Raw genomic sequence first — 23129 nt, 5'->3', positions numbered from 1 at the left:
AGCATCCATACTGTCGCAGGCGACCACACTGACGGCGGTGCCGATCGGCCTGCCCCATCCTTCTTCTGGCGAAGCGGCTTTCGCCGTGCAGGCCCCTTGCCTCGGTGCGGAACCGGTTGCAGCCGTGTTACTTGCCGGCCCTTCGGGGCAGGTGGCCGGGGTCAGGCAGTCAAAAGCTGACCTGTTGGAGGATGGAATGCCGCGCAACGCCATTAGCAAAGGGCAAAACAACCTGATGGTGACCCCCGCAACGAATGGTTGCGCGCCTGACTGCTGGGGCAGGGGGGGGCGCCGCCTGCAGCGTCTCCACTGAGGTGCTTTCTGTTCCTAAATATCCCCGTCGGGGGCTTCTTCCGGGGGGAGGGGCTCGGTTTCAGCTCCGGCGAGCTCATTTTCCAGAAAACGTTCGAACTGGTCCAGGTCGAGGGGCTCGAACTGGCCGAAGGCCTGCATCCAGACCGAGGCGCCGCGCAGGGCGTCTGGCTCGAGCTTGCACCAGATCACCCTTCCGCGCCGCTCGCGCGTGATCAGACCGGCATCCGCGAGCACTCCGAGATGTTTTGATATGGCAGCAAGGCTGATCTCGAACGGATGCGCCACATCGGTCACCGCCATATCATCCTCGAGCAGCATCGCGAGAATCGCGCGCCGCGTCGGATCGGCGAGCGCGGCGAAGACGAGGTCCAGCTGAGCGGAGGCGGAAAGCATGCCGCAGTATCGCGGGCAGGGCGGGCGGGCGCAACAGGCGATAATCAACCGTTTCGTTGAATATTGGCATGGGGCGTAAATCGCGATCCCGGTCCCGCGGAGACCGGAAAAAAGAAAAGACACGAATCACATATTTATGGAATTTCAAATGGTTGCAGAGGGTTGTCCCGCGATCACGCAAGGTTGACACCCTTCCCCCCGCCGCATAGAACCCTCGCAAATGTCATGGGGTGGCGAAAATGGCTTCGGAACCCGATCCCGACAGGCTCAGGGCGCTGGAAAAGCGGCTTGGTGATTTGCGGGGCAGGCCGAAGTCGGACAAGACCTCTGTGGCGAAGGGCCTCTCGCATGGCGAGCTTGCCTGGAGAATGGTGATCGAACTTGCAACCGGCATTATGGTCGGGGCCGGGATCGGTTATGGGCTGGACAAGCTGTTCGGCACGCTTCCGTTCCTCCTGGTGATCTTCTCGCTTCTGGGGTTCGCTGCGGGGGTGCGCACCATGATGGGCACCGCGCGGGAAGTGGCAGAAAAACGTGCGGCCGAGGCCGCAAGGGATGACAAGGCGGCAAGGGCAGAGGCCGGCGCCGCACCGGGTGAAGGGAACTGATCGTGGCGGCAGAAGGCACGGCTGAGGGCGGAAGCGGTTTTTCGATCCATCCGATGGATCAGTTCATTGTGAAACCCCTCTGGGGCGATGGCCCCGTGGGCACGTTCACCGTCACCAATGTGACGCTGTGGATGGGGGTCGCACTTCTGTGCATCTTCGCGCTGTTCGTGCTGGCGACCCGTCATCGCGGCATCATCCCGACCCGTCTGCAATCGGTCGCCGAAGTGTTCTACGGCTTTATCCATAACATGGTTGAAGAAGTCGCTGGCCATGACGGGGTGAAGTATTTCCCCTATGTCATGACGCTCTTCCTCTTCATCCTGCTTTCGAACCTCCTTGGCCTCCTGCCGATGAGCTTCACCACCACCTCGCATGTCGCCGTGACCGCGTCCCTCGCGCTCCTGGTGTTCTTCGGCGTCACCCTGATCGGGATTGCACGCAAGGGTCTGGGCTTCTTCTCGATGTTCTGGGTTTCCTCGGCGCCGCTCGCGCTGCGCCCGGTTCTCGCCGTGATCGAGATCATCTCCTACATCATGCGCCCGGTGTCCCACTCGATCCGTCTTGCAGGTAACCTGCTGGCAGGTCACGCCGTTCTCAAAGTTTTCGCGGGCTTTGCCTCGATGGCGATCATCTCGCCGCTCGCGATCGCAGGTGCCGTCGGCATCTACGCGCTCGAGGTGCTCGTGGCCTTCGTTCAGGCCTATGTCTTCACCATTCTGACCTGCGTCTATCTGAAAGACGCTGTGGGCGACGCGCATCACTAAGCGTCACCCCTGACGGTCCGAACCTCAACTCAGCCAAATCCAAATACAGGAGTATTCGACCATGGAAGGCGAAATCGCAGCTCTCGGCAAATACATCGGCGCTGGCCTCGCGGCTTTCGGTCTCGGCGGTGCTGGCATCGGTGTGGGTAACATCGTTGGCAACTTCCTCGCCGGCGCTCTGCGTAACCCCTCGGCCGCTCCGGGCCAGACCGCCAACCTCTTCGTTGGTATCGCTTTCGCAGAAGCTCTCGGGATCTTCTCGTTCCTGATCGCTCTGCTGCTGATGTTCGCAGTCTGATCTGCTTCTGACGTAAAAGTGGGAAGCGGCGCGGGTCGGAAACGGCTGGCGCCCTTCCTGTTCAGAAGGGATCGACGGAGAGCAGAATGGCAACGGAAACCCACGGCGTTAACTGGCATGCAGAATGCCTTTATGACGCGGGCGGCGCCAAAGGGATGCCGCAGCTCTGCACCGACTGGATGCCCAACCAGATCTTCTGGCTTGCGGTCGCCCTGGTGGTGTTGTTCGTGATCCTCTCGCGCATTGCCCTGCCGCGCATCGGCGCGGTTCTGGCCGAGCGCAAGGGAACGATCACCAATGATCTCGCCGCGGCCGAAGAGCTGAAGCTCAAGGCGCTCGAGGCCGAGAAAGCCTATAACGAGGCGCTGGCAACGGCCCGCACCGAGGCTGGAAAGATCGTCGCGGCGGCGAAGGCCGAAATCCAGAAAGACCTGGATGCGGCGACCGCGAAAGCCGATGTCGAGATCACCGCACGGGCAGCAGAGTCCGAGGCGAAGATTGCAGAGATCCGGGCCGGTGCGGAAGAGGCGGTTCAGGCCGTCGCGAAAGACACCGCGAAGGAACTGGTTGCAGCGCTTGGCGGTACCGCCGATGCGCGTTCGGTAACGGCGGCGATTGCTGCCCGGCTGAAAGGGTAAGGCGATGAAAAAACTTCTCATCACTGCCGCAGCCCTTGTAAGCGCTACGCCCGCACTTGCGGCGTCGGGCCCGTTCTTCTCGCTGGGCAATACGGACTTCGTCGTCCTGATCGCCTTCCTGATCTTCGTCGGTATCCTGATCTATGCAGGTGTTCCGGGATTGCTCGGGCGGCTTCTCGATAAGCGTGCGGTCGCGATCAAGGCCGAGCTGGACGAGGCTAGGGCGCTGCGCGAAGAGGCCAAGTCGATCCTCGCTTCCTATGAGCGCAAGCAAAAGGAAGTGATCGAACAGTCGGACCGCATCGTGGCTTCGGCCAGGGATGAGGCCCGGGCCGCAGCCGACAAGGCGCGTGCGGATCTGGCCATCTCGATCGAGCGCAGGCTGAAGGCCGCCGAAGAGCAGATCGCTCTGGCAGAGCAGACCGCTGTTCGTCAGGTGCGTGAGCGCGCTGTGGCAGTTGCGGTTGCGGCGGCAGGCGACCTGCTGGCGAAGAACAGCAGCGAAGAATGGGCGGCAGCGTCGATTGAGGACGCGATTGCCCAGGTTGACGCCAAGCTGCACTGATCAGCGACACAGAATTGAAAAAGCCCCGGCGCGTCAGCTCCGGGGCTTTTCATTGTCTGAGCGCCCCGCAGGCCGGGGGTCAGCGCAGTTTCGGGATCGCGGGCTCTGCCGGGCCAAGGGCTGCGCGGGCAAAGGCGCGGATCCTGTCGAGATCCTTGACACCAGGCGCGCTTTCCACACCGGAAGATACATCGACCTGGCGCGCATTGGTCAGGCGGATCGCCTCGGAGACATTCTCCGGCGTCAGGCCGCCGGCCAGCATCCAGGGCTTCAGCCAACGCCGCTGCGCCACCAGCCGCCAGTCAAAGCTCAGCCCGTTGCCGCCGGGCAGGGCGGTACCTTTCGGGGGCTTGGCATCGATCAGCAGCTGATCGGCCACCAGCGCATAATCCATCAGCGGGGCCAGATCGCTCTCATCTGCCACGCCCACCGCCTTCATCACCGGCAGGCCGAACCGCGACCGGATTTCGGCCACACGCTCGGGCGTTTCGCTGCCATGGAGCTGCAGCATATCCAGCGGCACCTCTGCGAGGATGCTGTCGAGCAGGCTGTCATCGGCATCGACCACCAAAGCGACCTTGCAAAGGCCCTCAGGTGCGCTCAGCGCGGCCTCACGGGCCTCTGTCAGCGAGACATGGCGCGGGGATCTGGGAAAGAAGACAAAGCCCACATAGGCGGCTCCGGCGGCGGCGGCGGCTGTGACCTCGGCTGCATGGCGCAGGCCGCAGATCTTGACCCTGATGGGAGAGCTCACTTCCGGTCGTCCCCGGCAAGAATCGCAAGAACCTCGTCCCGGGGGGGCACGGAATTGCTGTCTTTCAGGACGGCGAGTTCCTTCTCAAGCCGCGCCACGGTTTTGGTCTGGACCTTTGCCGCCTGGCGCAGACGCATCTCGCGCATCCATTCCCAGATGAAGCCGACCAGGATGCCGATGGCCACCGATCCGAGGATCACGACAAAGAGCGGCATAGACCAGCCGCCCGCGGTGCCGAGCATATTGCCGATGCCTTCGGGCAGGAGCCGCAGCTGGACCTGTCCGCGATTGGCCAGGGCAAGCGTCAGCAGCACGAGGCCGGTGAAACCGATGAAGATAAAGCGCAGGTAACGCAGCATGATCCGCTATCCGTCAGTCAGGAACCGGGCAGGCAAAGTCTGCCCCTCGGGCCGGAATATCGGGCTTAACGCAGCGCTGTTCAACCCGGCTTGCGCCGATCAGCGGCCGTTGAGCCGGTCGCGCAGCAATTTGCCGGTCTTGAAGAAGGGGACGCGTTTGTCCTCGACTTCGACGGCCTCGCCGGTGCGCGGGTTGCGACCGGTGCGGGCGTCCCGCTCTTTGACCGAGAAGGCACCGAAGCCGCGCAATTCGACCCGGTCTCCGCGCGACAGCGCTTCGATGATCTCTTCGAAAACCGTATTCACGATCCGCTCAACATGGCGTTGGGTCAGATGCGGGTTCTCGTCTGCGATCTTCTGGATCAGTTCCGAGCGGATCATCCGGTCACTCCCCTTCGCGACATTGTTTCGGCCAGGATGTGGCAGTCTGCCCCGGCGCGTCTGTGATCATAAAAGCAGAAAATCCGGATGAGGCAAATGAAAACAAGCACCTGGCCGCGATGAGATCCGGTGACCCGGTGCTGAAAAGCCGCTTGACGGTCTGATTGAGCCCTTTGTCGACCCGTGGCAGCACCCGGATCCGGTCTGTGGCAGCGCTGACCTGCGAATCGGGGGCGCGCAAAAGAAAAAGGCCGGGGTGGATTTCCCCAGCCTTTCCTGTCTTACTCTGTCCAGGGCTGTGACGCCGCCAATTGGTTCTGGCGGCGCTTCAGCCTTTGGCTCAGCGGTCGCCCTTCAGCGCGGCGCCGAGGATGTCGCCGAGCGAAGCGCCCGAATCCGAGGAACCGTATTGCTGAACAGCTTCCTGCTCTTCGGCGATCTCGCGTGCCTTGATCGACAGGCCCAGCTTGCGGGTCTTCGAATCGACATTGGTCACGCGCACATCGACCTTGTCGCCCACCGAGAAGCGCTCGGGGCGCTGGTCGGCGCGGTCACGTGCAAGGTCCGAACGACGGATGAAGTTCTTCATGCCGTTGTAATCGACCTCGACGCCGCCTTCTTCGATGGCGGTGATGGTCACGGTGATGATCGAACCGCGCTTCACGCCGTCAACAGCTTCCGAGAAGGTGTCTTCGCCCAGAGCCTTGATCGAGAGCGAGATACGCTCTTTGTCGATGTCGACTTCGGAAACCGCTGCCTTGACGATGTCGCCCTTGCGGTATTCCTGGATGGCCTCTTCGCCGCGCTTGTCCCAGGACAGGTCGGAGAGGTGAACCATGCCGTCGATGTCGTTGTCGAGGCCAACGAACAGACCGAATTCGGTGATGTTCTTGACTTCGCCTTCGATGGTCGAGCCAACCGGGTGGGTCTCAGCAAAGACTTCCCACGGATTGCGCATGGTCTGCTTGAGGCCGAGGGAAACGCGACGCTTGGCCGAGTCGATCTCGAGAACCATGACTTCGACTTCCTGCGAGGTCGAAACGATCTTGCCGGGATGCACGTTCTTTTTGGTCCAGGACATTTCCGAGACGTGAACGAGACCCTCGACACCGGCTTCCAGCTCCACGAAAGCGCCGTAATCGGTGATGTTGGTGACGCGGCCTTTGTGGACCGACGAGATCGGATAGGCTTTTTCGACCGCATCCCACGGATCGTTCTGGAGCTGCTTCATGCCCAGGCTGATACGGTGGGTTTCTTTGTTGATCTTGATGACCTGGACCTTGATGGTCTCGCCGATCGACAGGATCTCCGACGGGTGGTTCACACGGCGCCATGCCATGTCGGTGACGTGCAGCAGGCCGTCAACGCCGCCGAGGTCAACGAAGGCACCATATTCGGTGATGTTCTTGACCACGCCGTCCACAACCTGACCTTCATGCAGGTTGCCGATGACTTCTGCGCGCTGTTCGGCACGGCTCTCTTCGAGGATCGCACGACGCGACACCACGATATTGCCACGACGACGATCCATTTTCAGGATCTGGAACGGCTGCTTCATACCCATCAGCGGGCCGGCATCGCGCACCGGGCGCACGTCGACCTGCGAACCCGGAAGGAAGGCAACAGCGCCGCCCAGGTCCACGGTGAAGCCGCCTTTGACGCGGCCGAAGATCGCGCCTTCGACGCGGATCTCGTCAGCATAGGCTTTCTCGAGACGATCCCAGGCTTCTTCGCGGCGGGCTTTCTCGCGCGAGATGACAGCTTCGCCACGGGCATTCTCGACGCGGTCCAGATAGACCTCGACGGTGTCGCCAACATTGATCGACGGAGCTTCGCCGGGATTGGCGAATTCTTTCAGATCGACGCGGCCTTCCATTTTGTAGCCGACGTCGATGATGGCCTGGCCCGCTTCGATTGCGATGACCTTGCCTTTGACAACCGTGCCTTCATCGGGGGTGTCAATTTCGAAGCTTTCCGCAAGAAGGGCTTCGAATTCGTCCATAGCGTTTTTAGCGCACATAAGTTGTTGTTTCCTTTTGATGGTTTTCTGGCCATGCGGTTGGCTCCGCCGGTCTTTGGTGGCCCTGTGGGGAAAAGCGCAGCTGTCCGGGTGAAACCGGGACGATACGACTTTCTCACGGGATGCGGCCCTATAGCCGGAATAGGCGGCCGGGGCAAGGAAAAGCGCCCTGAATCCCCGACAGGTCCCCGTGAAATACGCGTGTTTCAGCCGGTCGGTGCAGGCCGACCCGCGAAAGCATTGCCCACCGGGAAGGATCGGCCCGCGCGTGACCGCGGGTGAGGCTGACGGGCATGGGCTGGCGCAGGGCCCCGGGTGGGGCTTTCCATGAAAGGATAGCGCCCCATCATCGCGGTGGTGATCCCGATGGCGCCCTGGTTCCTGACCTGACAATGGCTGCCAATGCCCTTAGCGCGTTTGCGCGCATATCGGTCACCCTGAGTCCGGCCATCCCATCGCGCTCATAGTGTTGGCGCGCCACGATCATGCAGGCGGCGAGGATGATCAGTGCCGCATTGAGGCTGAGCCGCCGGACCGGAAGAGACCCCCGGCGGCAGTGAATGCAGGGTGCCGCGGACCGTGCAGGCGCGCTCCTGGCACTGACAGGCTGGCTGTGATCGCTGCCGGTCACAGCACAGGTCGTGAAATGCTCTATATCGGGGTCGGTTCCCCTTGCGCATTCGGCGAGGGGTTTCAGCGTGGCCGTGCGCGACAAAGCCGCTCAGCAGCGTCAGACCGGACGGCGTGGCGCGCAAGACCTGATTGCTCCGGGCTGGCAGTGCCGGGGTCGAAGACCGGGTTGCCAGAGCCGATATGGCTCAACCCGGTCGCGCCACGGGCATCCTTAACCCCGAATTCCGGCCAGGATTCTGATTGCAAGCCGGTCGGGTGCGGGTCCGGAAAAGCGCGGTCATCACCCCTGCCTCCTGCGCGTCGGAAAGAAGCACCGGAAAGGGCAGAATGTCGGTCAGGATCCCCGGTCCCTGAACGACAGCAGGCGCTTACACATCGCGCCGCTCCGACAGAGGGGCATCACCGCCTTCGGTACCGGAGATCATGGCCATCCGCTCTTCAGGCAGCTTCATCGCGAAAAGCCCGATATATTCCGCAACCCGCCCGAATACGCCCTGGTCCGAGGCGAAGAATCGCGCATGCCGGTCAGTTCTGTCACCGCCGATTGCGGGAGATGACCGCGCGTATCGTTTCCCGGCGGGATCGCTTGAAAGATCGGGCCCCGATTTAACCGGCAAAGTCGCGGCCTCGCCGCCAAAGGCTATGCCGAACCTCTGCTCGCGAATCCGGGAAATATCGCACAACAAAAGGCATTGCGGCCTGAAGATCTCTGGAGCAGGGGCATCGGTTCTGGAGATCATCTTCCCCCATCCGGAGAAATCCAGGGGCTGCCAGGGAGCATGATCCGCACGCGCCTTGCCGGTCAGCTGCCCCGCCTTTTACCCGAGGCCGCGCACTGTCAGGGCTGCCGCGACAAGATCGCTCGCTGCCGCCACGGCCTCGTCAACCGTCAGCGAACCGGTATCGAGCAACACCGCATCTGCCGCCGGCCGCAAAGGGGCCTCGGCACGGTCCCGGTCGCGCAGGTCACGCTCCTCGACCTCAGCCAGCACCGCAGCAAGGCTCTTCGCCGCCGCCTCGCCGCCGATCTCAAGCCAGCGCCGCCGCGCCCGGATTTGCGCGCTGGCGGTCACAAAAAGTTTCACCTCGGCCCCCGGACAGATCACCGTGCCGATATCGCGCCCGTCCAGCACCGCACCACCCTCGCGCCGGGCAAAATCGCGCTGAAACTCCAGAAGCGCCGCGCGCACTTCGGGGATAACTGCGACCCGACTCGCCGCCTGACCCGCTTCAAGGCTGCGCAGATCATCGCGCGCCAGATCCGCCGCGCTCAGCCCCCGCGCCGCCGCCACCGGATCGCCGCCTCTGAGGCCCACCGCCCGGTACAGCGCCCCGGTATCCAGATGCGCAAAGCCGAACCGCTCCGCCACCGCCCGGCTGATCGTGCCCTTGCCCGCCGCCGCCGGCCCGTCAATTGCCACTGTAAAGATCACCAGACGCTCCTGAAGCCAATTTCATCTGTCTATAAATATCCCGGGGGTGAGCCGCAACGCGGCGAGGGGGCAGGGCCCCCTTTTCCCCGCGCGCCAAGGGCGCTACACCAGCAAAGACAGCACGAGGGGAACACCATGGCCGATGACGGTATCAACAGCTTCATGACCGGCCCGGACGAGCGCGGCCGCTTCGGCATCCATGGCGGGCGTTTCGTTTCGGAAACCCTGATGCCGCTGATCCTCGATCTCGAAGCCGAATATGAACGCGCGAGAACCGACCAGAGCTTCTGGGACGAGATGGCCGATCTGTGGAAATACTATGTCGGTCGCCCGAGCCCGCTTTACTACGCGCCGCGCCTTACCGAACATCTCGGCGGCGCAAAAATCTATCTCAAGCGCGAAGAGCTGAACCATACCGGCTCGCATAAGATCAACAATGTGCTGGGCCAGATCCTGCTTGCGCGGCGCATGGGCAAAAAGCGCATCATCGCCGAGACCGGCGCCGGCCAGCATGGCGTGGCGACCGCGACCGTCTGCGCGCGGTTCGGCCTGAAATGCGTGGTCTATATGGGCGCCCATGATGTCGAACGCCAGGCCCCGAACGTCTTCCGCATGCGGCTTCTGGGGGCCGAGGTCGTCCCGGTCACGTCCGGTCGCGGCACGCTGAAAGACGCGATGAATGATGCATTGCGCGACTGGGTCACCAATGTGCGCGACACTTTCTACTGCATCGGCACGGTTGCCGGCCCGCATCCCTATCCGGCTATGGTCCGCGATTTCCAGTCGATCATCGGCAAAGAAACCCGCGAGCAGTTGCAGGAACAGGAAGGCGAGGGCCGCCTGCCCGACACCGTCATCGCGGCCATCGGCGGCGGCTCGAACGCGATGGGCCTCTTCCATCCTTTCCTCGATGATCCGTCGGTGAAGATCATCGGCGTCGAAGCCGGCGGCAAGGGCGTGGATGAGCGGATGCAGCATTGCGCCAGCCTTACCGGCGGCCGCCCCGGCGTGCTGCATGGCAACCGCACCTATCTGTTGCAGGATGAGGACGGTCAGATCCTCGAAGGGTTCTCGATCTCGGCCGGCCTCGATTATCCCGGTATCGGGCCGGAACATTCCTGGCTCCACGATGTCGGTCGCGCCGAATATGTCTCGGTCACCGATGACGAGGCGCTCGCGGCGTTCCAGCTTCTGTGCCAGACCGAAGGCATCATCCCGGCGCTCGAGCCCAGCCATGCCCTGGCCCATGTGACGAAATACGCGCCTGGCCTGCCGAAGGACCATATCATCGTGGTCAATCTCTCGGGGCGCGGCGACAAGGACATCTTCACCGTCGCCCGCCATCTCGGTGTCGAGATCCAGGGGTGAGGCGCGCGCTGTCGCTTGCCATTCTGCTGTCGCTGCCGCTCCCGGCGGCGGCGGCCAGTTTCGATTGTAGCCTTGCAGGGCTCAGCCCGAATGAGCGCGCGATCTGCGACAATCGCGACCTGAACGACGCCGATGTGGAAATGGCGACGCTGCTGAAATTTCTGACCGGGCTTTTTGCCATGGGGTATCGGGGCGAGATCCTCGATGATCAGGCGGCCTGGTTGCGGCAGCGCATGGCCTGTGAGGCCGATATCACCTGTATCCGTGCCGCTTATGCCAAACGCATCCGGGCGTTGCAGGCGATCTATGACGGGATCGACCGACCGCTCTGATCGCTGATCTATTTCAGTTTCGGGATGCCGCCATATTCCTGCAGGCCGAGGCTGAGCCCCCTCCCGATCCGATGCGCAAGCGCCGACCAGGCGCGGGCGGTTTCCTGCGGCAGGCGCCGGGCCAGCACCTCGTCAAAAAGCTTCAGCCAGGGGATGAACATGCCGGCACGGACATTGCCGGCTGCTTTATGGACGGCCATCGGATTGCCATCATAGCCCCGCTCCATCAGGATCGCATTGCGCCAGAAGGCGACGATCTTTTCCTCATGCTCCGGCCAGTCTTTTACATGGGCACCGAAGACCGGACCAAGCACCGGATGCGCCCGGACCTCCCGGTAGAAGTCATGAACCACGCCACGCAGCTCAATGTCGGAAATAGGAAAGCGGGCGAGGGTCATAGAGCAGGCTTTCGGGCTGAAATGTTCGATAAGTGAAAGCGCTCAGGCTTCCCCATCACTCGCATACAGCTTCAGAACCTCCAGCGGAACCAGGTCGAGTGTCGCATGATGCGTCGCCTTGAGGCGCAGCTTCGGCGCCGCGCCCTCGTCATGTGCCTGGGCAAAGCGGCTGGCACAGAGGCACCACTGATCCCCCGGCTTCAAACCCTGAAAGCCAAATTCCGGACGGGGTGTCGAGAGGTCATTGCCGAGATATTTCGACAAAGCAAGGAATTCTGCCGTCATCTCGGCGCAGACCGTGTGCCGCCCCTGATCGCCCGGCCCGGAATTGCAGCAGCCATCGCGGAAGAAGCCGGTGAGCGGGCGGGTCGAACAGACTTCCAGCGGGCCGCCCAGCACATTGATCGACGGGTATTTCATCACATGCTCCCTTTCGCGGCCCAGCCTGCTGAAAGCGCCCGGCCCGGTCAAGGGGAGGCAGGTCAGGGCCAGCGTTTCGAGGCCAGAGGCGGTACGAGATGCCCCGCCACCAGCCGCGTCAATATCTGCGGCACCGGTGGTACCAGCGAGATCCGGGCCAGGAACAGATCCCGGATCTGTGGCAGCAGCCGGCTGTCCGACTGATAGGCCGGGGTCAGGAACTGGCTGAACAGCTGGTAGATCCGCACATGCCAGCGCCGCATCCTGGCATAGGCGGCGGGCGCATCATCTATATCACCGCGCAGCGCCTCGCGCAGGGCCAGCGCATCGAGCAGCGCCATATTCGCGCCCTGGCCAAGCTGCGGGCTGGCGCGATGCGCACTGTCACCGATAAAGACCAGCCCCGGCGCATAAGGCCGGCCCAGCGTGCCATGGCTGTAGAGCGCTGTCGTCATCTGGCCGGCATGATCCAGGCCAGTCAGGAAGGGCTGCATCTCGGGCCAGAAGGCGCTGGCCTCGGCCTTCCAGGCTTGGAAACGTGCCTCACCCCAGCCCGCCAGATCCGCACGCGGCATCGACCAGAAGACAGCGGCGCGGGCGCCCGCCTCGCCGGGCAGGCGGCCGATGGGCATCAGACCGGCCATGCGGCTTGCGCGAAAGTAACGCTGGCGCAGCTGATCCTGGCCCTGATCAGATCCTTCGGGCCAGGGCACATGCGTCCAGATTGCGCCATAGCCAAGCTCCCGCGCCTTTAAAGGCGACAGCGCAGAACCCGCGCCGGAGGCATCGATCACCAGGTCAAAACCGCCGATCTCGCCGCTATCCGAGACCAGCATCCGCCGGCCCTGGCGCAGCGGTGCCTCGCGCACCGTCTCGCCGGTGATCAGTGTGACAGGAGAGACCTCCATCGCCTGCCAGAGCACATGGAAGAGGCTTGCGCGATGCATCGCACAGGCCGGATCTGTCGCCGGGTAATGCACATCAAGCGCGACGCGGCTGCGCGTGGCGCCTGAAAGCTGGTCGACCGACCAGCCCCGCATCCGCCGGAGCGGCGCCCCGAGCGCACGGGCCGCATCGCCCTGACCCAGCTCATCCAGCACGGCCAGGCCCACTGGCTGCACCACCAGCCCCGAGCCCAGCGGGCGCGGCGTCGCAAACCGCTCGACCAGCGTGACCCGGTGGCCGTCGCGCGCAAGCAGGCTTGCCGTTGCCAGCCCGCCCATGCCGGCGCCCACCACCGCGATCTCAAGCGCTTTTGCCGTGCTTTTCCCCGTCATCATCCTCACCCAGGCTCTGGACCAGGTCCCGGCCCGCGACTATAAGCCGACCCCATGTCGTATTCTTTTGCGATCCTCGCCCGGACCCCGGGTGTCCGAATTAGCGGCCCGGCGCGCTGAACACCAGCACGCCGGGAGATTTCGCGCGGACCAATCCTGCTGCGTGACGCGCAGGCAAGGGGCGCCCCAAAGCCAACATTCCAGAGGACCGCATCCGATGTGCGCCGAAACCACCGCTGAAACGGGTGTCGACTACCGCGACACCGTATTCCTTCCCGAGACCGATTTCCCGATGCGCGGCGACCTGCCGAAGCGCGAGCCCGAATGGCTGGCCCGCTGGGCGCGGCTTGACGTCTATAACCGCCTGCGCGCGAAACCGGGCCGCCCGTCTTTTGTGCTGCATGACGGCCCGCCCTATGCGAATGGCCATCTTCATATCGGCCATGCGCTGAACAAGACCATCAAGGACATCATCACGCGCTCGCATCAGATGATGGGCCATGACGCGCGCTATGTGCCGGGCTGGGATTGCCACGGTCTGCCGATCGAATGGAAAATCGAAGAGCAATACCGCGCCAAAGGGCTGAATAAGGACGATGTGAGCACCGTCGATTTCCGCCAGGAATGCCGCCGCTTTGCCGAGGGCTGGGTTGATGTCCAGCGCGAGGAATTCAAGCGGCTCGGTGTCTATGGCAACTGGGAGGATCCCTATCTCACAATGGCTTATCATGCCGAGGCGGTGATCGCCCAGGATTTCATGAAGCTTTTGATGAACGGCTCGCTCTATCAGGGGTCAAAGCCCGTCATGTGGTCGCCGGTCGAGAAAACCGCACTGGCCGAGGCTGAGATCGAATATCACGACCATACGAGCCACACGGTCTGGGTACGGTTCCGCCCTGCATCCGCAGCAAGCTTCCCGGAGCTGGATGGCTGCATCAATACCGAGCTGCTGAATGCCTCGGTGGTGATCTGGACCACCACGCCCTGGACGATCCCGCAAAACCGCGCGGTCGCTTACGGGCCGGAGATCGCTTACGGTCTGTACCGTGTCGATGCCGCAGATGAGAAATCGACGGCCGTGGTCGGAGAGACCCTGGTGCTGGCCGATGCGCTGGCCGAAGGCGTTAAGGCTGCGGCAAAGGTCGAGGCCTGGACCCGTCTGCGCGATGTGAACGCGTCGGAATTCGAAGGCGTGATCCTGCGTCACCCCTATCACGGGGTTGAGGGCGCGAATGGCGAATGGGATTATGACGTTCCCATGCTGCCGGGCGACCATGTCACCGATGATGCGGGCACCGGCTTTGTCCATACCGCGCCGAGCCATGGCGATGACGACTATCAGATGGGCGTCAGGTTCAGGCTGCCGATGACCTATAACGTCACCGAAGACAGCTCGTATCGCGCCGAACTGCCGCTGTTCGCGGGCCAGCACATCATTCTTGCCGATGGCAAGGAAGGCCCGGCCAATGTCTCGAATATCAAGCAGATGGCCTATGCGGGCGCGCTGCTGGCCAAGGGCAAGGTCAAGCATTCCTACCCGCATTCCTGGCGCTCCAAAGCGCCGGTGATCTTCCGCAACACGCCGCAATGGTTCGCCGCTATCGACGAAAAGCTGAATGACGGCTTTGGTGAGTTCGGCGATACGATCCGCAAACGCGCCCTGACCTCGATCGAGGATCTGGTGGAATTCACCCCGGTTTCGGGCAAGAACCGCCTGCATTCGATGATCGAGCACCGTCCGGACTGGGTGCTGTCGCGTCAGCGCGCCTGGGGTGTGCCGCTGACCTGCTTCACCAAAAAAGGCGCTAAACCGACCGATCCGGATTTCCTGTTGCGCAATGAAACCGTCAACAGCCGCATCTTCGACGCCTTTGAAAAAGACGGCGCCGATGTCTGGTATGTGGACGGGTTCAAAGAGAAAGCCCTCGAAGGCGTGGTCAATCCGGCGGATTATGACCAGGTCTTTGATGTGCTCGATGTCTGGTTCGATTCTGGCTCGACCCATGCTTTCGTGCTGCGTGACCGCGCCGATGGCACCGATGACGGCATCGCCGATGTCTATATGGAAGGTACTGACCAGCATCGCGGCTGGTTCCATTCGTCTTTGTTGCAGGCCTCGGCCACGCGTGGTCGCGCGCCTTACCGCAATGTGGTGACGCATGGCTTCACGCTGGATGAGAAGGGCATGAAAATGTCCAAATCCATCGGCAACACGGTCGCGCCGCAAGAGATCATTGCCGAATATGGCGCTGATATCCTGCGGCTCTGGGTGGCGCAGACCGATTACACGCTGGATCAGCGGATCGGGCCGAAGATCATCAAAGGCACCGCCGACAGCTATCGCCGGCTGAGGAATACCCTGCGTTTCATGCTGGGCGCATTGTCCGGCTTCCAGGAGACCGAGCGCCTCGAAGCGGCGGAAATGCCCGAGCTGGAGCAATGGGTGCTGCACCGCCTCGCCGAACTCGATGCTGAAGTGCGGCGCGAATACCGTGCCTTCAACTTTGCGGGCGTGTTCCAGACGCTCTTCAACTTTGCGACTGTCGACCTTTCGGCCTTCTATTTCGACATCCGCAAGGATGCGCTTTATTGCGACGCGCCCGACAGTATCCGCCGCCGGGCCGCGCGCACGGTGCTGGATCTTTTGTTCCAGCGCCTGACGACGTGGCTCGCGCCGATCCTGCCCTTCACGATGGAAGATGTCTGGCTCGCGCGCCATCCGGGCGAGGACAGCTCTGTCCATCTCGAGGATTTCTTCGAGACACCGGCAGGCTGGAAAAACGATGCCCTCGCGGCGAAATGGGATGGGATCCGCGCTGCCCGCCGCGTCGTGACCGGTGCGCTGGAAGTGGAGCGTACCGCCAAGGTGATCGGTGCCAGCCTTGAGGCGAAGCCGGTGGTCCATGTGGCGGATACGGCGATGCTGGCGGCGCTGAATTCGGTCGCCTTTGCCGATATCTGCATCACCAGCGGCATCCGCGTGACCGATGCCGCCGCGCCGGACGGGGCTTTCACCCTGGCCGATGCACCGGCGGTGAAAGTGGTCTTTGCCCCGGCGGAAGGCGCGAAATGCCAGCGCTGCTGGCAGATCCTGCCCGATGTCGGAAGCCACAAACATCCCGAGACCTGCGCGCGCTGTAACAGCGTCCTGGGCTGACATAAGCCCCCGGGCACCAGAAAGGCCGCATCGCAGGATGCGGCCTTTCTCTGTTTCGGGCGGCCCCCACCCATGCAGATCAGCGGAATGGGGCAAGCCAGGTGGAAAGGCCTTTAGCGCCGACAATCCGGCCAGATCCCTGAAGAAGGCCAGTTGCCCGGCTCAGTGTAAATCCATCAGCCCGTCCGGTAACAGGCGTCGGAACAGCCGCTACAGAACGTTCAGGAGCAAAAAGAACCCGGGGCGCGACGGGTGACCTGACGTCTTTGGTCGCGGGATTACCTTAGTTTGTTCCGATTTCGGCCAGGATCAGGGTGTCTGTGAACGGATCAGTTCCACAGCCAGAGGTGCAAGGCCCATGAATATGCAGGTCAGCGATATTGCCGGGCGTCAGTCTCTCGACCTTTCGCGGCTGTTCTTTGGGGATGTGTTGCTGGTCGGGCTCGCCCTGATTGCCGGGCAACAGTCGCCCCGGATGCGCGTGGTATCCGTCACCGACCGCCAGCCAATCCGCACGCGCGAAAGCTTCAGCGCCGAATATCAGGAAGTGCCCTCAAGGCCGCAGCAAAGACGCAGCACGCAAAAGGTGAAGGGTGAGATCTTCGGCGATGATGTCACCTTTAAGATGGCCACCGGGCCGTCGCGGATGTTCAAAGTGCCGTTGCCGGATGCGAGGAAGGCCGGTGCCCAGGCCATCCGCATGCAGCTGCCGCAGCTGATTGCATTGTTTTACCGCGACCAGGCCGAGGGGATGCGCGATTCACTTTACACGCTGACCGCAAAGCGCGGTTTCCTCGCCATGTCGCCCGAGATCGAATTTCAGATCGGTGAGGATCTGTTCCGGATCGACCGCAACCGCGCCACCGTGACCCGTGCGGGCGAGACAATGATCGACCTCAGCCGGGAAGAACTGCGTCAGAAAGCGGCGGAAGCCGGCTATATCTGACCGGCACCCCCTTTCCCGCAGCGCCGGAAGGGAATGAAAAAGACGCCAGCGGCAATCGCTGGCGTCAGAGTTTTCGTCACCGACAGGAGACGATCAGAAAGCTTGCGGTCAAAACTCAGGCGGCGCGTTTCGTACCAAGCCAGAGCGGCAGGAGAACCTGCGCATTGGCGGCGCCGGTATCGGGCGCCAGGCCCTCATGCATGGCCATCAGATCGCCACGGGTCAGGCCGATATCGTCCAGCAACCGGTCATCCGCGCGATTAAGCAGGAACGCGGTAGAGCGGCGCATCTGCATCTGCGATTTCAGACGGGTGAACATTTCAGCCTCCTTGGAATTACCCCACCTGTATCGCTCTGGTTTTGACATTTCACAAACGAATAGATTTAATGGGTTTCATGATTTTCATTTATAGGTATGGCGATGCCGCACCCTCATCTTGAAAGTGATCTGATGCGCGGCTTTCTCGCCGTGGCCGAGGCCGGCTCGGTGACGCTTGCGGCGGCGCGGCTGGGCCGGACACAATCGGCCGTCAGCCTGTTGATCCGGCGGCTGGAGGAAAATCTTGGCCAGCCCTTGTTCCAGCGGCTTGCGCGCGGCGTCAGCCTGACGGCGCGGGGTGAACAGCTCTTGCCCTATGCGCAGCGTGTGGTGGCATTGCTGGATGAGGCAACGCTGGCATTGCGGGAAAAACCGCTGACCGGGCCGGTCCGTGTGGGCATTCCGGATGAATATTCCGGCACCATCCTGCCGCGTGCGCTTGCCGCCTTTGACGAACGCCATGAGGGGCTGCAGGTCTCGGTCCTGTGCGACCATTCCGAAAAGCAGCTGGAGGCGCTGGAGGAGGACAGGCTGGACATCGCGGTGATCCATGACACCAGTTATTTCCAGGAAGGCGAGCTTCTGGCCATCGACCCGACGGTCTGGGTGACCTCGATGACCCATATGCAGCATCTCAGAAGGCCGCTGCCGGTCTCGGTCTATATCGAAAGCTCCTGGTGTCGCGAATTTGCCGAAGCGGCGCTGAACCACCAGGGGCTGCGCTGGCGGCGGGCCTGGTATTGCGATGTGGCCAGCGGCATGCGCAATGCGGTAACGAATGGCATGGCGATCTCGCCGCTGTCGCGGTCGACGATCCCGGTCGGATGCCGCGAACTGACGGTGGAAGAGGGGTTCCCGGCGATTGATTCGGCACGGGTGCTGCTGCGGCGCAATCCGCGGGGCGGCTCGGCGGCGATCGAAGGCATGGCGGCGGTTCTGCGCGAGGCGTTCCGGCCCCTCGCCATGGCGCGCGCCCCGGGCACCGAAGAAAAGATCGCGCCGGAGCGCAGCGTGCTGGCGCCCCGCTGCTGACCCATGCCGTCTTCCGGATCAGGCGGGAGCGGATCGGGCAGGGCGCGGCGCTTGGCAGCGGGGGGCCGACATGCCAGTCTCGCATGTGAAGGAGACCCTCTGATGCGAAAGATCCTGTTTCCGCTGCTGCTGGCGACGGCCAGCCCGGCCTTCTCCCAGCCGGCGCTGCCGGAGGATGCCATCGCCATTGCGGCTTTTTCAGCGACCTTTGCCGAAGAATGCACCGGGGCGTTTTCCGAAGATGGCCGGCTGCTCAAGCCCCCGAAGCGGTTCGAGGTCGAAAGCCCCGGCAGCTGGGGCGATCCGATCCCGAGGGTGGTCTGGGAGTTTCAATGCGATATCTACGCCTATAATACCTCGCAGGTCTTCATGATCTCCACCGATCAGGGAGGAGCGATTCCGGTGGGCCTGACCCGGCCAACGCTGAAGATCGAATATGACGAGGAGGCCGCGGCGCCCGGCGAGGCGGATAGTGTGGTGAGCCTTTTGGAAATCAATGGCTGGAGTGCGGATCTGCTGGCGATCAACGCCGGTTTCGATCCTCAAACGCTGCAGATTTCCTCCCATACCTTCTGGCGCGGGATCGGGGATGCCTCGGATGCCGGGATCTGGCGGCTGCAGGATGCCGCCTTCCGGCTGGTGCGCTATGAGGTGGATGCCAGCTATGATGGCGAGAGCAATCCCGTCACCCTGGTGAATTTCGAATGAAGAATTTTTGCCTAACTCCCTTTGGGCCGGTCTCATTGCGCGATGATGGCCAGCAGATCACCGCATTGGTCTGGGGCGAGGGCGAGGCCGGGGCAAGCGCGCTGCAACGCGAGGGGATCGCGCAGCTCTCGGCCTGGTTCGAACGCCGGCTGGTGCGGTTTGACCTGCCGCTTGACTGGGGCAGGGGGCTGCATGAAAAGGTCCGCCGCGCGATGGTGGCGATCCCGCAGGGCGAGACCCGCACCTATGGCGAGATCGCGAAGCTCACAGGCGCGCCCGCACAGGCTGTGGGCCAGGCCTGCGGCGCCAATCCGATCCCGATCATCATCCCCTGCCACCGGGTGCTGGGCGCAAAGACGCTGGGAGGCTTTTCCGCCCCGGGCGGTGTCGAGACCAAGGTGGCACTGTTGCGGTTCGAGGGAGCGGCAGGGCTTCTGATATGAGCCCGCTTGCCGCCGCCGCCGCCGCGTGCCAGAGATCGGCGTAACGGAACTGTAACGGTTTTTTATCGTGACCTTTGGCGTCTTTCTCGCTGTCATGGCAGCGGCCTTCCTCCATGCGCTGTGGAATGCGCTGATCAAGCTGGGCACCTCAAAGATCGGTGCGATGGTGGTTCTGTCGGTGATGGAGGTGCCGATCGGCCTTGGCGTTGCCTTTTTCATGGGGCCGATCAACCCGGCGGCAATCCCCTGGGTGATCGCGGCGGGGATCACGCATTTCGCCTATAAGTACTTTCTCAGCTATGCCTATGAGCGCGGGGATCTGAGCCGGGTCTACCCGATTGCGCGTGGCGCGGCGCCGATGCTGGTGACGGTGGCGGGGGTATTCCTGCTGACCGATGTGATGAGTTCGCGCCAGTATCTCGCCATTGCGGTACTGGCGGCGGGGATCCTGATGATGGCGCGGGGCGTGTTCGCAAGCGATGAGAACCGCAAGCTTGTGCCCTTCGCGCTCGGCTCTGCACTGGCGACGGCCTGCTATACGCTGATCGACGGCCAGGGCGCGAGGATTTCGGGCAATGCCGTGTCCTATATCGCCTGGGTTTTCGTGGCGGATGGGCTGATTTTCTCGCTGGGAATGCTGGCCATGCGCGGCCGCAAAGTGGTGCCGTTGGGCTTTCAGGCCTGGAAGATGGGAACGATCGGTGCCGCCGCGAGCTTCGGCGCCTATGCGATTGCGGTCTGGGCCATGACCATTGCCCCCATCGCGCTGGTGGCGGCGCTGCGCGAAACCTCGATCCTGTTCGCGGTGCTGATCGGCTGGCTGGTCTTTGGCGAGCGGATGAGCCGGGAAAAGGCTGCGGCGGCGCTTGTAATTGTGGCCGGCGTGATCCTGACAAGGGTGTAAGGGAGGGGGCCAGCCCCCTCCGGCCCTTACAGGGCCTTACCCCCGGGATATTTATGGACAGATGAAATAATCAGAAAAGCAGATTTCATCTGTCTCTAAATATCCCCGCCGGAGGCTCCCACCGCCAGGCCAGAGAGAGACCGGTCTATCTGACGCGGCGAATTCCCTCGGGAATGATCTGCTGCAGGATACCTGCAAGGGCGAGATAGAGCGAGGTCACGATCAGCCCCCAATGGGCGAGGCTGCCTTCCGCGAAATCCATCCAGGCCGCCCAGGCGGCAAAGACGATCCACGCGACCGAGACCGGCAGCGAGACATTGCGCCAGCGTTTGGTCCGGGTCGGGTGGATGAATTTCAGATTGGTGAACATGGTCACCGTCAGCGCGATCACGAGGGCCAGGATCACCCCTTGCGAGGGCGCGACCGCAAACAGCACCAGCACGACCATATTCCAGCAGGCGGGAAAGCCCGCAAAGCTTTTGTCGCGGGTCTTCATCCTTGTATCGGCGAAATAGACCACCGAGCCGAAGACGATCACGATGATCGCGATCCAGCCCGTCCAGCCGGTCAGCAGCCCCGATTTGAACAGGGCATAGGCCGGGATGAACACATAGGTCAGATAATCGACGATCAGATCCATCAGCACGCCGTCATAGGTCGGCCAGTTTTTCTGCACATCGAATTTGCGCGCCAGCGGCCCGTCGATCCCGTCGACAATCAAAGCGACGACGAGCCAGAGGAACATCAGGCTCCATTTGGCCTCGACCGCAGCCAGCATCGCCAGCATTGACAGCACCGCGCCAGAGGCGGTCAGCAGATGAACGGAAAGGGCTTTATAGCGGTCTGACATCACAAACTCATGAAGCAATAGCACCGAAAATGCAATCTCCGGCGGGTCAGGAAACCCCCCGTTGCGGCGAAGAATGCGCACGGGGATGCGCGGCTGCATAGACATCCATCAGCCGCGCGGCGTCAACCGCCGTATAGGCTTCGGTGGTCGAAAGCGAGGCATGGCCCAGCAATTCCTGGATCGAACGCAGGTCTCCACCCGCCGAAAGGAGGTGAGTGGCGAAGCTGTGGCGCATAGCGTGGGGCGTGGCGGTTGCGGGAAGGCCAAGCTGCAGCCGCGTCTGTTCCATCGCTTTCTGGATCAGCCGCGGGTTCAGCGCACCACCGCGGGCGCCCCGGAAAAGCGCGTCTGCCCCGGTGATCTGAAAGGGACAGAGCCGGACATATTCGGCAACCGCCGCCCGCGCTGCCGGCAACACCGGCACAAGTCGCGTCTTGCCGCCCTTGCCGGTGATCCTGAGCATATCGGGCAGCGGCTGGTCGGCGCCGGTCAGCGACAGCGCCTCGGAAATCCTGAGGCCGCAGCCGTAAAGCAGCGTCACCACCGCCATATCGCGGGCCTGCTGCCAGTCGGTCCGCGCCTGTAACGAGACGGTTTCGATCATCCCGAGCGCCTGGGCCTCGCTGAGTGGTCTTGGCAGGCGGCGGCGGAATTTCGGGCTCCGCGCCGAGAGGATCACGGTTGCCTCGCCCAGCCCCTCCTGCCGTTCGGTCAGCCAGCGCGCGAAGCTGCGCACCGAAGACAGTGCCCGCGCCAGCGAGCGCGCCGAGAGCCCGCGTCCGCGCTCATGGGCCATCCAGGCCCTCAGGTCGGACTGGCTCATGCCGGCAATGGTTGCCGGCCCGGCCGGCTCGCCGTGATGCGCGGCGAGAAAGCCCATCCAGTTCACCACATCATGGCGATAGGCGATGATCGTGTGACCGGAGGCATTGCCCAGTGCCGAGAGCCCGGCCAGCCAGTCGCTCAGCGCTGCCCGCATCTGTGGTGTCAGCGCGGTGAGATCATTCATGACAGGAACCGGCGCATGGAGCGCTCGAAAACCCCCGCGAAGAAGGCCAGGAGATCGGTGCCCTGGGTCGGGCGGAACTGATGCGGGTCTTCTGCGCCAAGCGCCAGCATCCCCGGCAGCCGGCCCTGGCCGAAATCGAGCTGCAAGAGCGCCTCGGAACGGATAAAGCCGTGGCCGCCATAGATGCGGTCGCACCCGGCCTGCACCTGGGCGGACACGGGGCGCAGCGTCACGCTGCGCGAGGCGGTCTTGCGGCCTGCGGCGATATAGCCGCCGGTAAAGCCGGGCTCGGCGATCAGCAGCACATTTTCCAGCCGGGACAGCGCCTGATCTTCGGCCTGTTCGCCGCCGCCCGCACTTTCCAGCACCAGCCGCACCCGGTCGACGCGCAAAGTCGCCGCGACCTCCCCCGAGAGACCGGCGAGAAAACCGGCGAAATCCGGCGGGTCAAGCATCTGCAGAATGGCGCGGTGGATCTGATTGGTGCCGGCAAGGTTTTCATACGCGGCGGAAATCACTGAGCGATGGGTGTCTTCCAGCCGCTCCAGCCTTGTCTCCAGCCGCTGCATGGCAATGCCGCGCAGGTCAATGACATTGGAGCCCATCGCCCGCTCATTTGCCGCTACCAGGGCATTCATGAGGTCGCGGTCATCCAGCAGATTTTCCGGCTCCGCAAGGATGCGGTCGCGCAAGTCAGGTTCGATCATTGAAAGCTGCTCGGTGTTTTTCGTTGTTCGGGGCCAAATATAGCAAAAAAGGGAAAGGCTGAGGAAGTATTTCCTTTCACCCCGGCGCATACGGCCCT

The 23129-nt window shown here is 62.9% G+C and carries 27 protein-coding genes; 13 read left to right on the top strand and 14 right to left on the bottom strand.

Going from position 1 to position 23129, the window contains the following annotated elements; translation table 11 throughout:
* Nucleotides 1–327: 327 nt before the first annotated feature.
* Nucleotides 328–708, bottom strand: coding sequence for an ArsR/SmtB family transcription factor (locus tag M3484_RS17015; protein ID WP_249498416.1), 381 nt, complete (start codon nucleotides 706–708; stop codon nucleotides 328–330).
* A gap of 239 nt (nucleotides 709–947) precedes the next feature.
* On the opposite strand from M3484_RS17015, the gene M3484_RS17010 reads away from it, so the two are divergent.
* The 5 genes from M3484_RS17010 (at nucleotide 948) to M3484_RS16990 (ending at nucleotide 3581) form a co-directional block, all read left to right on the top strand.
* Nucleotides 948–1316 (top strand): AtpZ/AtpI family protein, encoded by a 369-nt coding sequence (locus M3484_RS17010; RefSeq protein ID WP_249498415.1) that lies wholly within the window; start codon nucleotides 948–950, stop codon nucleotides 1314–1316.
* Nucleotides 1317–1318: 2 nt separating this feature from the next.
* Nucleotides 1319–2080, top strand: coding sequence for a F0F1 ATP synthase subunit A (locus tag M3484_RS17005; RefSeq protein ID WP_249498414.1), 762 nt, complete (start codon nucleotides 1319–1321; stop codon nucleotides 2078–2080).
* A 61-nt stretch (nucleotides 2081–2141) separates the two neighbouring features.
* Nucleotides 2142–2378 (top strand): F0F1 ATP synthase subunit C, encoded by a 237-nt coding sequence (locus M3484_RS17000; RefSeq protein WP_092899130.1) that lies wholly within the window; start codon nucleotides 2142–2144, stop codon nucleotides 2376–2378.
* Nucleotides 2379–2464: 86 nt separating this feature from the next.
* Nucleotides 2465–3016: a F0F1 ATP synthase subunit B' gene (locus M3484_RS16995; RefSeq protein WP_249498413.1), complete on the top strand. Its 552-nt coding sequence runs from the start codon at nucleotides 2465–2467 to the stop codon at nucleotides 3014–3016.
* Nucleotides 3017–3020: 4 nt separating this feature from the next.
* Nucleotides 3021–3581, top strand: a complete 561-nt coding sequence (locus tag M3484_RS16990; RefSeq protein ID WP_249498412.1) for a F0F1 ATP synthase subunit B — start codon at nucleotides 3021–3023, stop codon at nucleotides 3579–3581.
* Between the two features lie 79 nt (nucleotides 3582–3660).
* On the opposite strand, the gene M3484_RS16985 is transcribed toward M3484_RS16990, so the two are convergent.
* The 6 genes from M3484_RS16985 to M3484_RS16960 form a co-directional block, all read right to left on the bottom strand.
* Nucleotides 3661–4335 (bottom strand): phosphoribosylanthranilate isomerase, encoded by a 675-nt coding sequence (locus M3484_RS16985; protein WP_249498411.1) that lies wholly within the window; start codon nucleotides 4333–4335, stop codon nucleotides 3661–3663.
* On the bottom strand, nucleotides 4332–4694 hold the full coding sequence (locus tag M3484_RS16980; protein ID WP_249498409.1) for a lipopolysaccharide assembly protein LapA domain-containing protein: 363 nt from the start codon (nucleotides 4692–4694) through the stop codon (nucleotides 4332–4334). The genes M3484_RS16985 and M3484_RS16980 overlap by 4 nt, the downstream gene beginning before the upstream one ends.
* Nucleotides 4695–4793: 99 nt before the next feature.
* Complete coding sequence (gene ihfB, locus M3484_RS16975) at nucleotides 4794–5075, bottom strand: integration host factor subunit beta (RefSeq protein WP_092899121.1); 282 nt, start codon at nucleotides 5073–5075, stop codon at nucleotides 4794–4796.
* 340 nt (nucleotides 5076–5415) lie between these two features.
* Nucleotides 5416–7488 (bottom strand): 30S ribosomal protein S1, encoded by a 2073-nt coding sequence (gene rpsA / locus M3484_RS16970; RefSeq protein ID WP_283258477.1) that lies wholly within the window; start codon nucleotides 7486–7488, stop codon nucleotides 5416–5418.
* Between the two features lie 608 nt (nucleotides 7489–8096).
* Complete coding sequence (locus tag M3484_RS16965) at nucleotides 8097–8468, bottom strand: hypothetical protein (protein ID WP_249498406.1); 372 nt, start codon at nucleotides 8466–8468, stop codon at nucleotides 8097–8099.
* 78 nt (nucleotides 8469–8546) lie between these two features.
* On the bottom strand, nucleotides 8547–9161 hold the full coding sequence (locus M3484_RS16960) for a (d)CMP kinase (protein WP_092899117.1): 615 nt from the start codon (nucleotides 9159–9161) through the stop codon (nucleotides 8547–8549).
* 135 nt (nucleotides 9162–9296) lie between these two features.
* Between M3484_RS16960 and trpB the strand changes: the two genes are divergently transcribed.
* Together trpB and M3484_RS16950 are read left to right on the top strand one after the other, a co-directional pair.
* Nucleotides 9297–10529 (top strand): tryptophan synthase subunit beta, encoded by a 1233-nt coding sequence (gene trpB, locus M3484_RS16955; protein WP_092899115.1) that lies wholly within the window; start codon nucleotides 9297–9299, stop codon nucleotides 10527–10529.
* Nucleotides 10526–10861, top strand: coding sequence for a lysozyme inhibitor LprI family protein (locus tag M3484_RS16950; protein ID WP_249498405.1), 336 nt, complete (start codon nucleotides 10526–10528; stop codon nucleotides 10859–10861). Before trpB ends, M3484_RS16950 begins: the two co-directional genes overlap by 4 nt.
* An 8-nt stretch (nucleotides 10862–10869) precedes the next feature.
* Here the strand turns inward: M3484_RS16950 and M3484_RS16945 are convergent, their stop codons facing one another.
* The 3 genes from M3484_RS16945 to M3484_RS16935 all read right to left on the bottom strand — a co-directional run bounded on the left by M3484_RS16945 (nucleotide 10870) and on the right by M3484_RS16935 (nucleotide 12956).
* A complete protein-coding gene (locus M3484_RS16945; RefSeq protein ID WP_249498404.1) occupies nucleotides 10870–11259 on the bottom strand; it encodes a group III truncated hemoglobin in 390 nt (129 codons plus the stop codon).
* 42 nt (nucleotides 11260–11301) lie between these two features.
* Entirely contained in the window at nucleotides 11302–11679 is a 378-nt protein-coding gene (locus M3484_RS16940; protein WP_092901948.1) for a DUF2237 family protein, read from the bottom strand.
* A gap of 62 nt (nucleotides 11680–11741) precedes the next feature.
* Nucleotides 11742–12956 (bottom strand): FAD-dependent oxidoreductase, encoded by a 1215-nt coding sequence (locus M3484_RS16935; protein ID WP_249498403.1) that lies wholly within the window; start codon nucleotides 12954–12956, stop codon nucleotides 11742–11744.
* A 217-nt stretch (nucleotides 12957–13173) separates the two neighbouring features.
* On the opposite strand from M3484_RS16935, the gene ileS reads away from it, so the two are divergent.
* A complete protein-coding gene (gene ileS / locus M3484_RS16930; RefSeq protein WP_249498402.1) occupies nucleotides 13174–16113 on the top strand; it encodes an isoleucine--tRNA ligase in 2940 nt (979 codons plus the stop codon).
* A gap of 358 nt (nucleotides 16114–16471) precedes the next feature.
* Nucleotides 16472–17059 (top strand): hypothetical protein, encoded by a 588-nt coding sequence (locus M3484_RS16925; RefSeq protein ID WP_249498400.1) that lies wholly within the window; start codon nucleotides 16472–16474, stop codon nucleotides 17057–17059.
* Nucleotides 17060–17174: 115 nt separating this feature from the next.
* Here M3484_RS16925 and M3484_RS16920 read toward each other — a convergent pair whose 3' ends face one another.
* On the bottom strand, nucleotides 17175–17378 hold the full coding sequence (locus tag M3484_RS16920; RefSeq protein ID WP_249498397.1) for a YjiS-like domain-containing protein: 204 nt from the start codon (nucleotides 17376–17378) through the stop codon (nucleotides 17175–17177).
* Nucleotides 17379–17480: 102 nt separating this feature from the next.
* Here M3484_RS16920 and M3484_RS16915 point away from each other — a divergent pair, with 102 nt between their 5' ends.
* The 4 genes from M3484_RS16915 (at nucleotide 17481) to M3484_RS23820 (ending at nucleotide 20465) form a co-directional block, all read left to right on the top strand.
* A complete protein-coding gene (locus tag M3484_RS16915; protein WP_249498395.1) occupies nucleotides 17481–18410 on the top strand; it encodes a LysR family transcriptional regulator in 930 nt (309 codons plus the stop codon).
* A gap of 102 nt (nucleotides 18411–18512) precedes the next feature.
* Nucleotides 18513–19118 (top strand): DUF1176 domain-containing protein, encoded by a 606-nt coding sequence (locus tag M3484_RS16910; RefSeq protein ID WP_249498394.1) that lies wholly within the window; start codon nucleotides 18513–18515, stop codon nucleotides 19116–19118.
* Complete coding sequence (locus tag M3484_RS16905; RefSeq protein WP_249498393.1) at nucleotides 19115–19561, top strand: methylated-DNA--[protein]-cysteine S-methyltransferase; 447 nt, start codon at nucleotides 19115–19117, stop codon at nucleotides 19559–19561. Before M3484_RS16910 ends, M3484_RS16905 begins: the two co-directional genes overlap by 4 nt.
* A gap of 67 nt (nucleotides 19562–19628) precedes the next feature.
* Nucleotides 19629–20465, top strand: a complete 837-nt coding sequence (locus M3484_RS23820; protein ID WP_092899097.1) for an EamA family transporter — start codon at nucleotides 19629–19631, stop codon at nucleotides 20463–20465.
* 145 nt (nucleotides 20466–20610) lie between these two features.
* Here M3484_RS23820 and M3484_RS16895 read toward each other — a convergent pair whose 3' ends face one another.
* From M3484_RS16895 to M3484_RS16885, 3 genes are read right to left on the bottom strand one after another with little or no spacing between them, the layout of a single operon-like run.
* On the bottom strand, nucleotides 20611–21315 hold the full coding sequence (locus M3484_RS16895; RefSeq protein ID WP_171909531.1) for a CDP-alcohol phosphatidyltransferase family protein: 705 nt from the start codon (nucleotides 21313–21315) through the stop codon (nucleotides 20611–20613).
* A gap of 46 nt (nucleotides 21316–21361) precedes the next feature.
* A complete protein-coding gene (locus M3484_RS16890) occupies nucleotides 21362–22324 on the bottom strand; it encodes a tyrosine recombinase XerC (RefSeq protein ID WP_283258476.1) in 963 nt (320 codons plus the stop codon).
* Nucleotides 22321–23031, bottom strand: a complete 711-nt coding sequence (locus tag M3484_RS16885; protein ID WP_092901939.1) for a DUF484 family protein — start codon at nucleotides 23029–23031, stop codon at nucleotides 22321–22323. The genes M3484_RS16890 and M3484_RS16885 overlap by 4 nt, the downstream gene beginning before the upstream one ends.
* Nucleotides 23032–23129 lie beyond the last annotated feature (98 nt).

The organism is Pseudomonas sp. GX19020, assembly GCF_023371075.1.
In the GTDB taxonomy this organism is placed as follows: domain Bacteria; phylum Pseudomonadota; class Alphaproteobacteria; order Rhodobacterales; family Rhodobacteraceae; genus Pseudogemmobacter.
This window is presented reverse-complemented; position numbering and strand designations above follow the sequence as displayed.

Coding starts and splice junctions, on each gene's coding strand:
- ileS (WP_249498402.1), top strand. CDS start 13,174: ATGTGCGCCGAAACCACCGCTGAAACGGGTGTCGACTACCGCGACACC.
- M3484_RS17000 (WP_092899130.1), top strand. CDS start 2,142: ATGGAAGGCGAAATCGCAGCTCTCGGCAAATACATCGGCGCTGGCCTC.
- M3484_RS16920 (WP_249498397.1), bottom strand. CDS start 17,378: ATGTTCACCCGTCTGAAATCGCAGATGCAGATGCGCCGCTCTACCGCG.
- M3484_RS16940 (WP_092901948.1), bottom strand. CDS start 11,679: ATGAAATACCCGTCGATCAATGTGCTGGGCGGCCCGCTGGAAGTCTGT.
- M3484_RS16995 (WP_249498413.1), top strand. CDS start 2,465: ATGGCAACGGAAACCCACGGCGTTAACTGGCATGCAGAATGCCTTTAT.
- M3484_RS16895 (WP_171909531.1), bottom strand. CDS start 21,315: ATGTCAGACCGCTATAAAGCCCTTTCCGTTCATCTGCTGACCGCCTCT.
- M3484_RS16990 (WP_249498412.1), top strand. CDS start 3,021: ATGAAAAAACTTCTCATCACTGCCGCAGCCCTTGTAAGCGCTACGCCC.
- M3484_RS16980 (WP_249498409.1), bottom strand. CDS start 4,694: ATGCTGCGTTACCTGCGCTTTATCTTCATCGGTTTCACCGGCCTCGTG.
- M3484_RS16915 (WP_249498395.1), top strand. CDS start 17,481: ATGCCGCACCCTCATCTTGAAAGTGATCTGATGCGCGGCTTTCTCGCC.
- M3484_RS16910 (WP_249498394.1), top strand. CDS start 18,513: ATGCGAAAGATCCTGTTTCCGCTGCTGCTGGCGACGGCCAGCCCGGCC.
- M3484_RS16925 (WP_249498400.1), top strand. CDS start 16,472: ATGAATATGCAGGTCAGCGATATTGCCGGGCGTCAGTCTCTCGACCTT.
- M3484_RS16945 (WP_249498404.1), bottom strand. CDS start 11,259: ATGACCCTCGCCCGCTTTCCTATTTCCGACATTGAGCTGCGTGGCGTG.
- M3484_RS16965 (WP_249498406.1), bottom strand. CDS start 8,468: ATGATCTCCAGAACCGATGCCCCTGCTCCAGAGATCTTCAGGCCGCAA.
- M3484_RS17015 (WP_249498416.1), bottom strand. CDS start 708: ATGCTTTCCGCCTCCGCTCAGCTGGACCTCGTCTTCGCCGCGCTCGCC.
- M3484_RS16905 (WP_249498393.1), top strand. CDS start 19,115: ATGAAGAATTTTTGCCTAACTCCCTTTGGGCCGGTCTCATTGCGCGAT.
- M3484_RS16935 (WP_249498403.1), bottom strand. CDS start 12,956: ATGACGGGGAAAAGCACGGCAAAAGCGCTTGAGATCGCGGTGGTGGGC.
- M3484_RS16890 (WP_283258476.1), bottom strand. CDS start 22,324: ATGAATGATCTCACCGCGCTGACACCACAGATGCGGGCAGCGCTGAGC.
- M3484_RS16885 (WP_092901939.1), bottom strand. CDS start 23,031: ATGATCGAACCTGACTTGCGCGACCGCATCCTTGCGGAGCCGGAAAAT.
- trpB (WP_092899115.1), top strand. CDS start 9,297: ATGGCCGATGACGGTATCAACAGCTTCATGACCGGCCCGGACGAGCGC.
- M3484_RS17010 (WP_249498415.1), top strand. CDS start 948: ATGGCTTCGGAACCCGATCCCGACAGGCTCAGGGCGCTGGAAAAGCGG.
- ihfB (WP_092899121.1), bottom strand. CDS start 5,075: ATGATCCGCTCGGAACTGATCCAGAAGATCGCAGACGAGAACCCGCAT.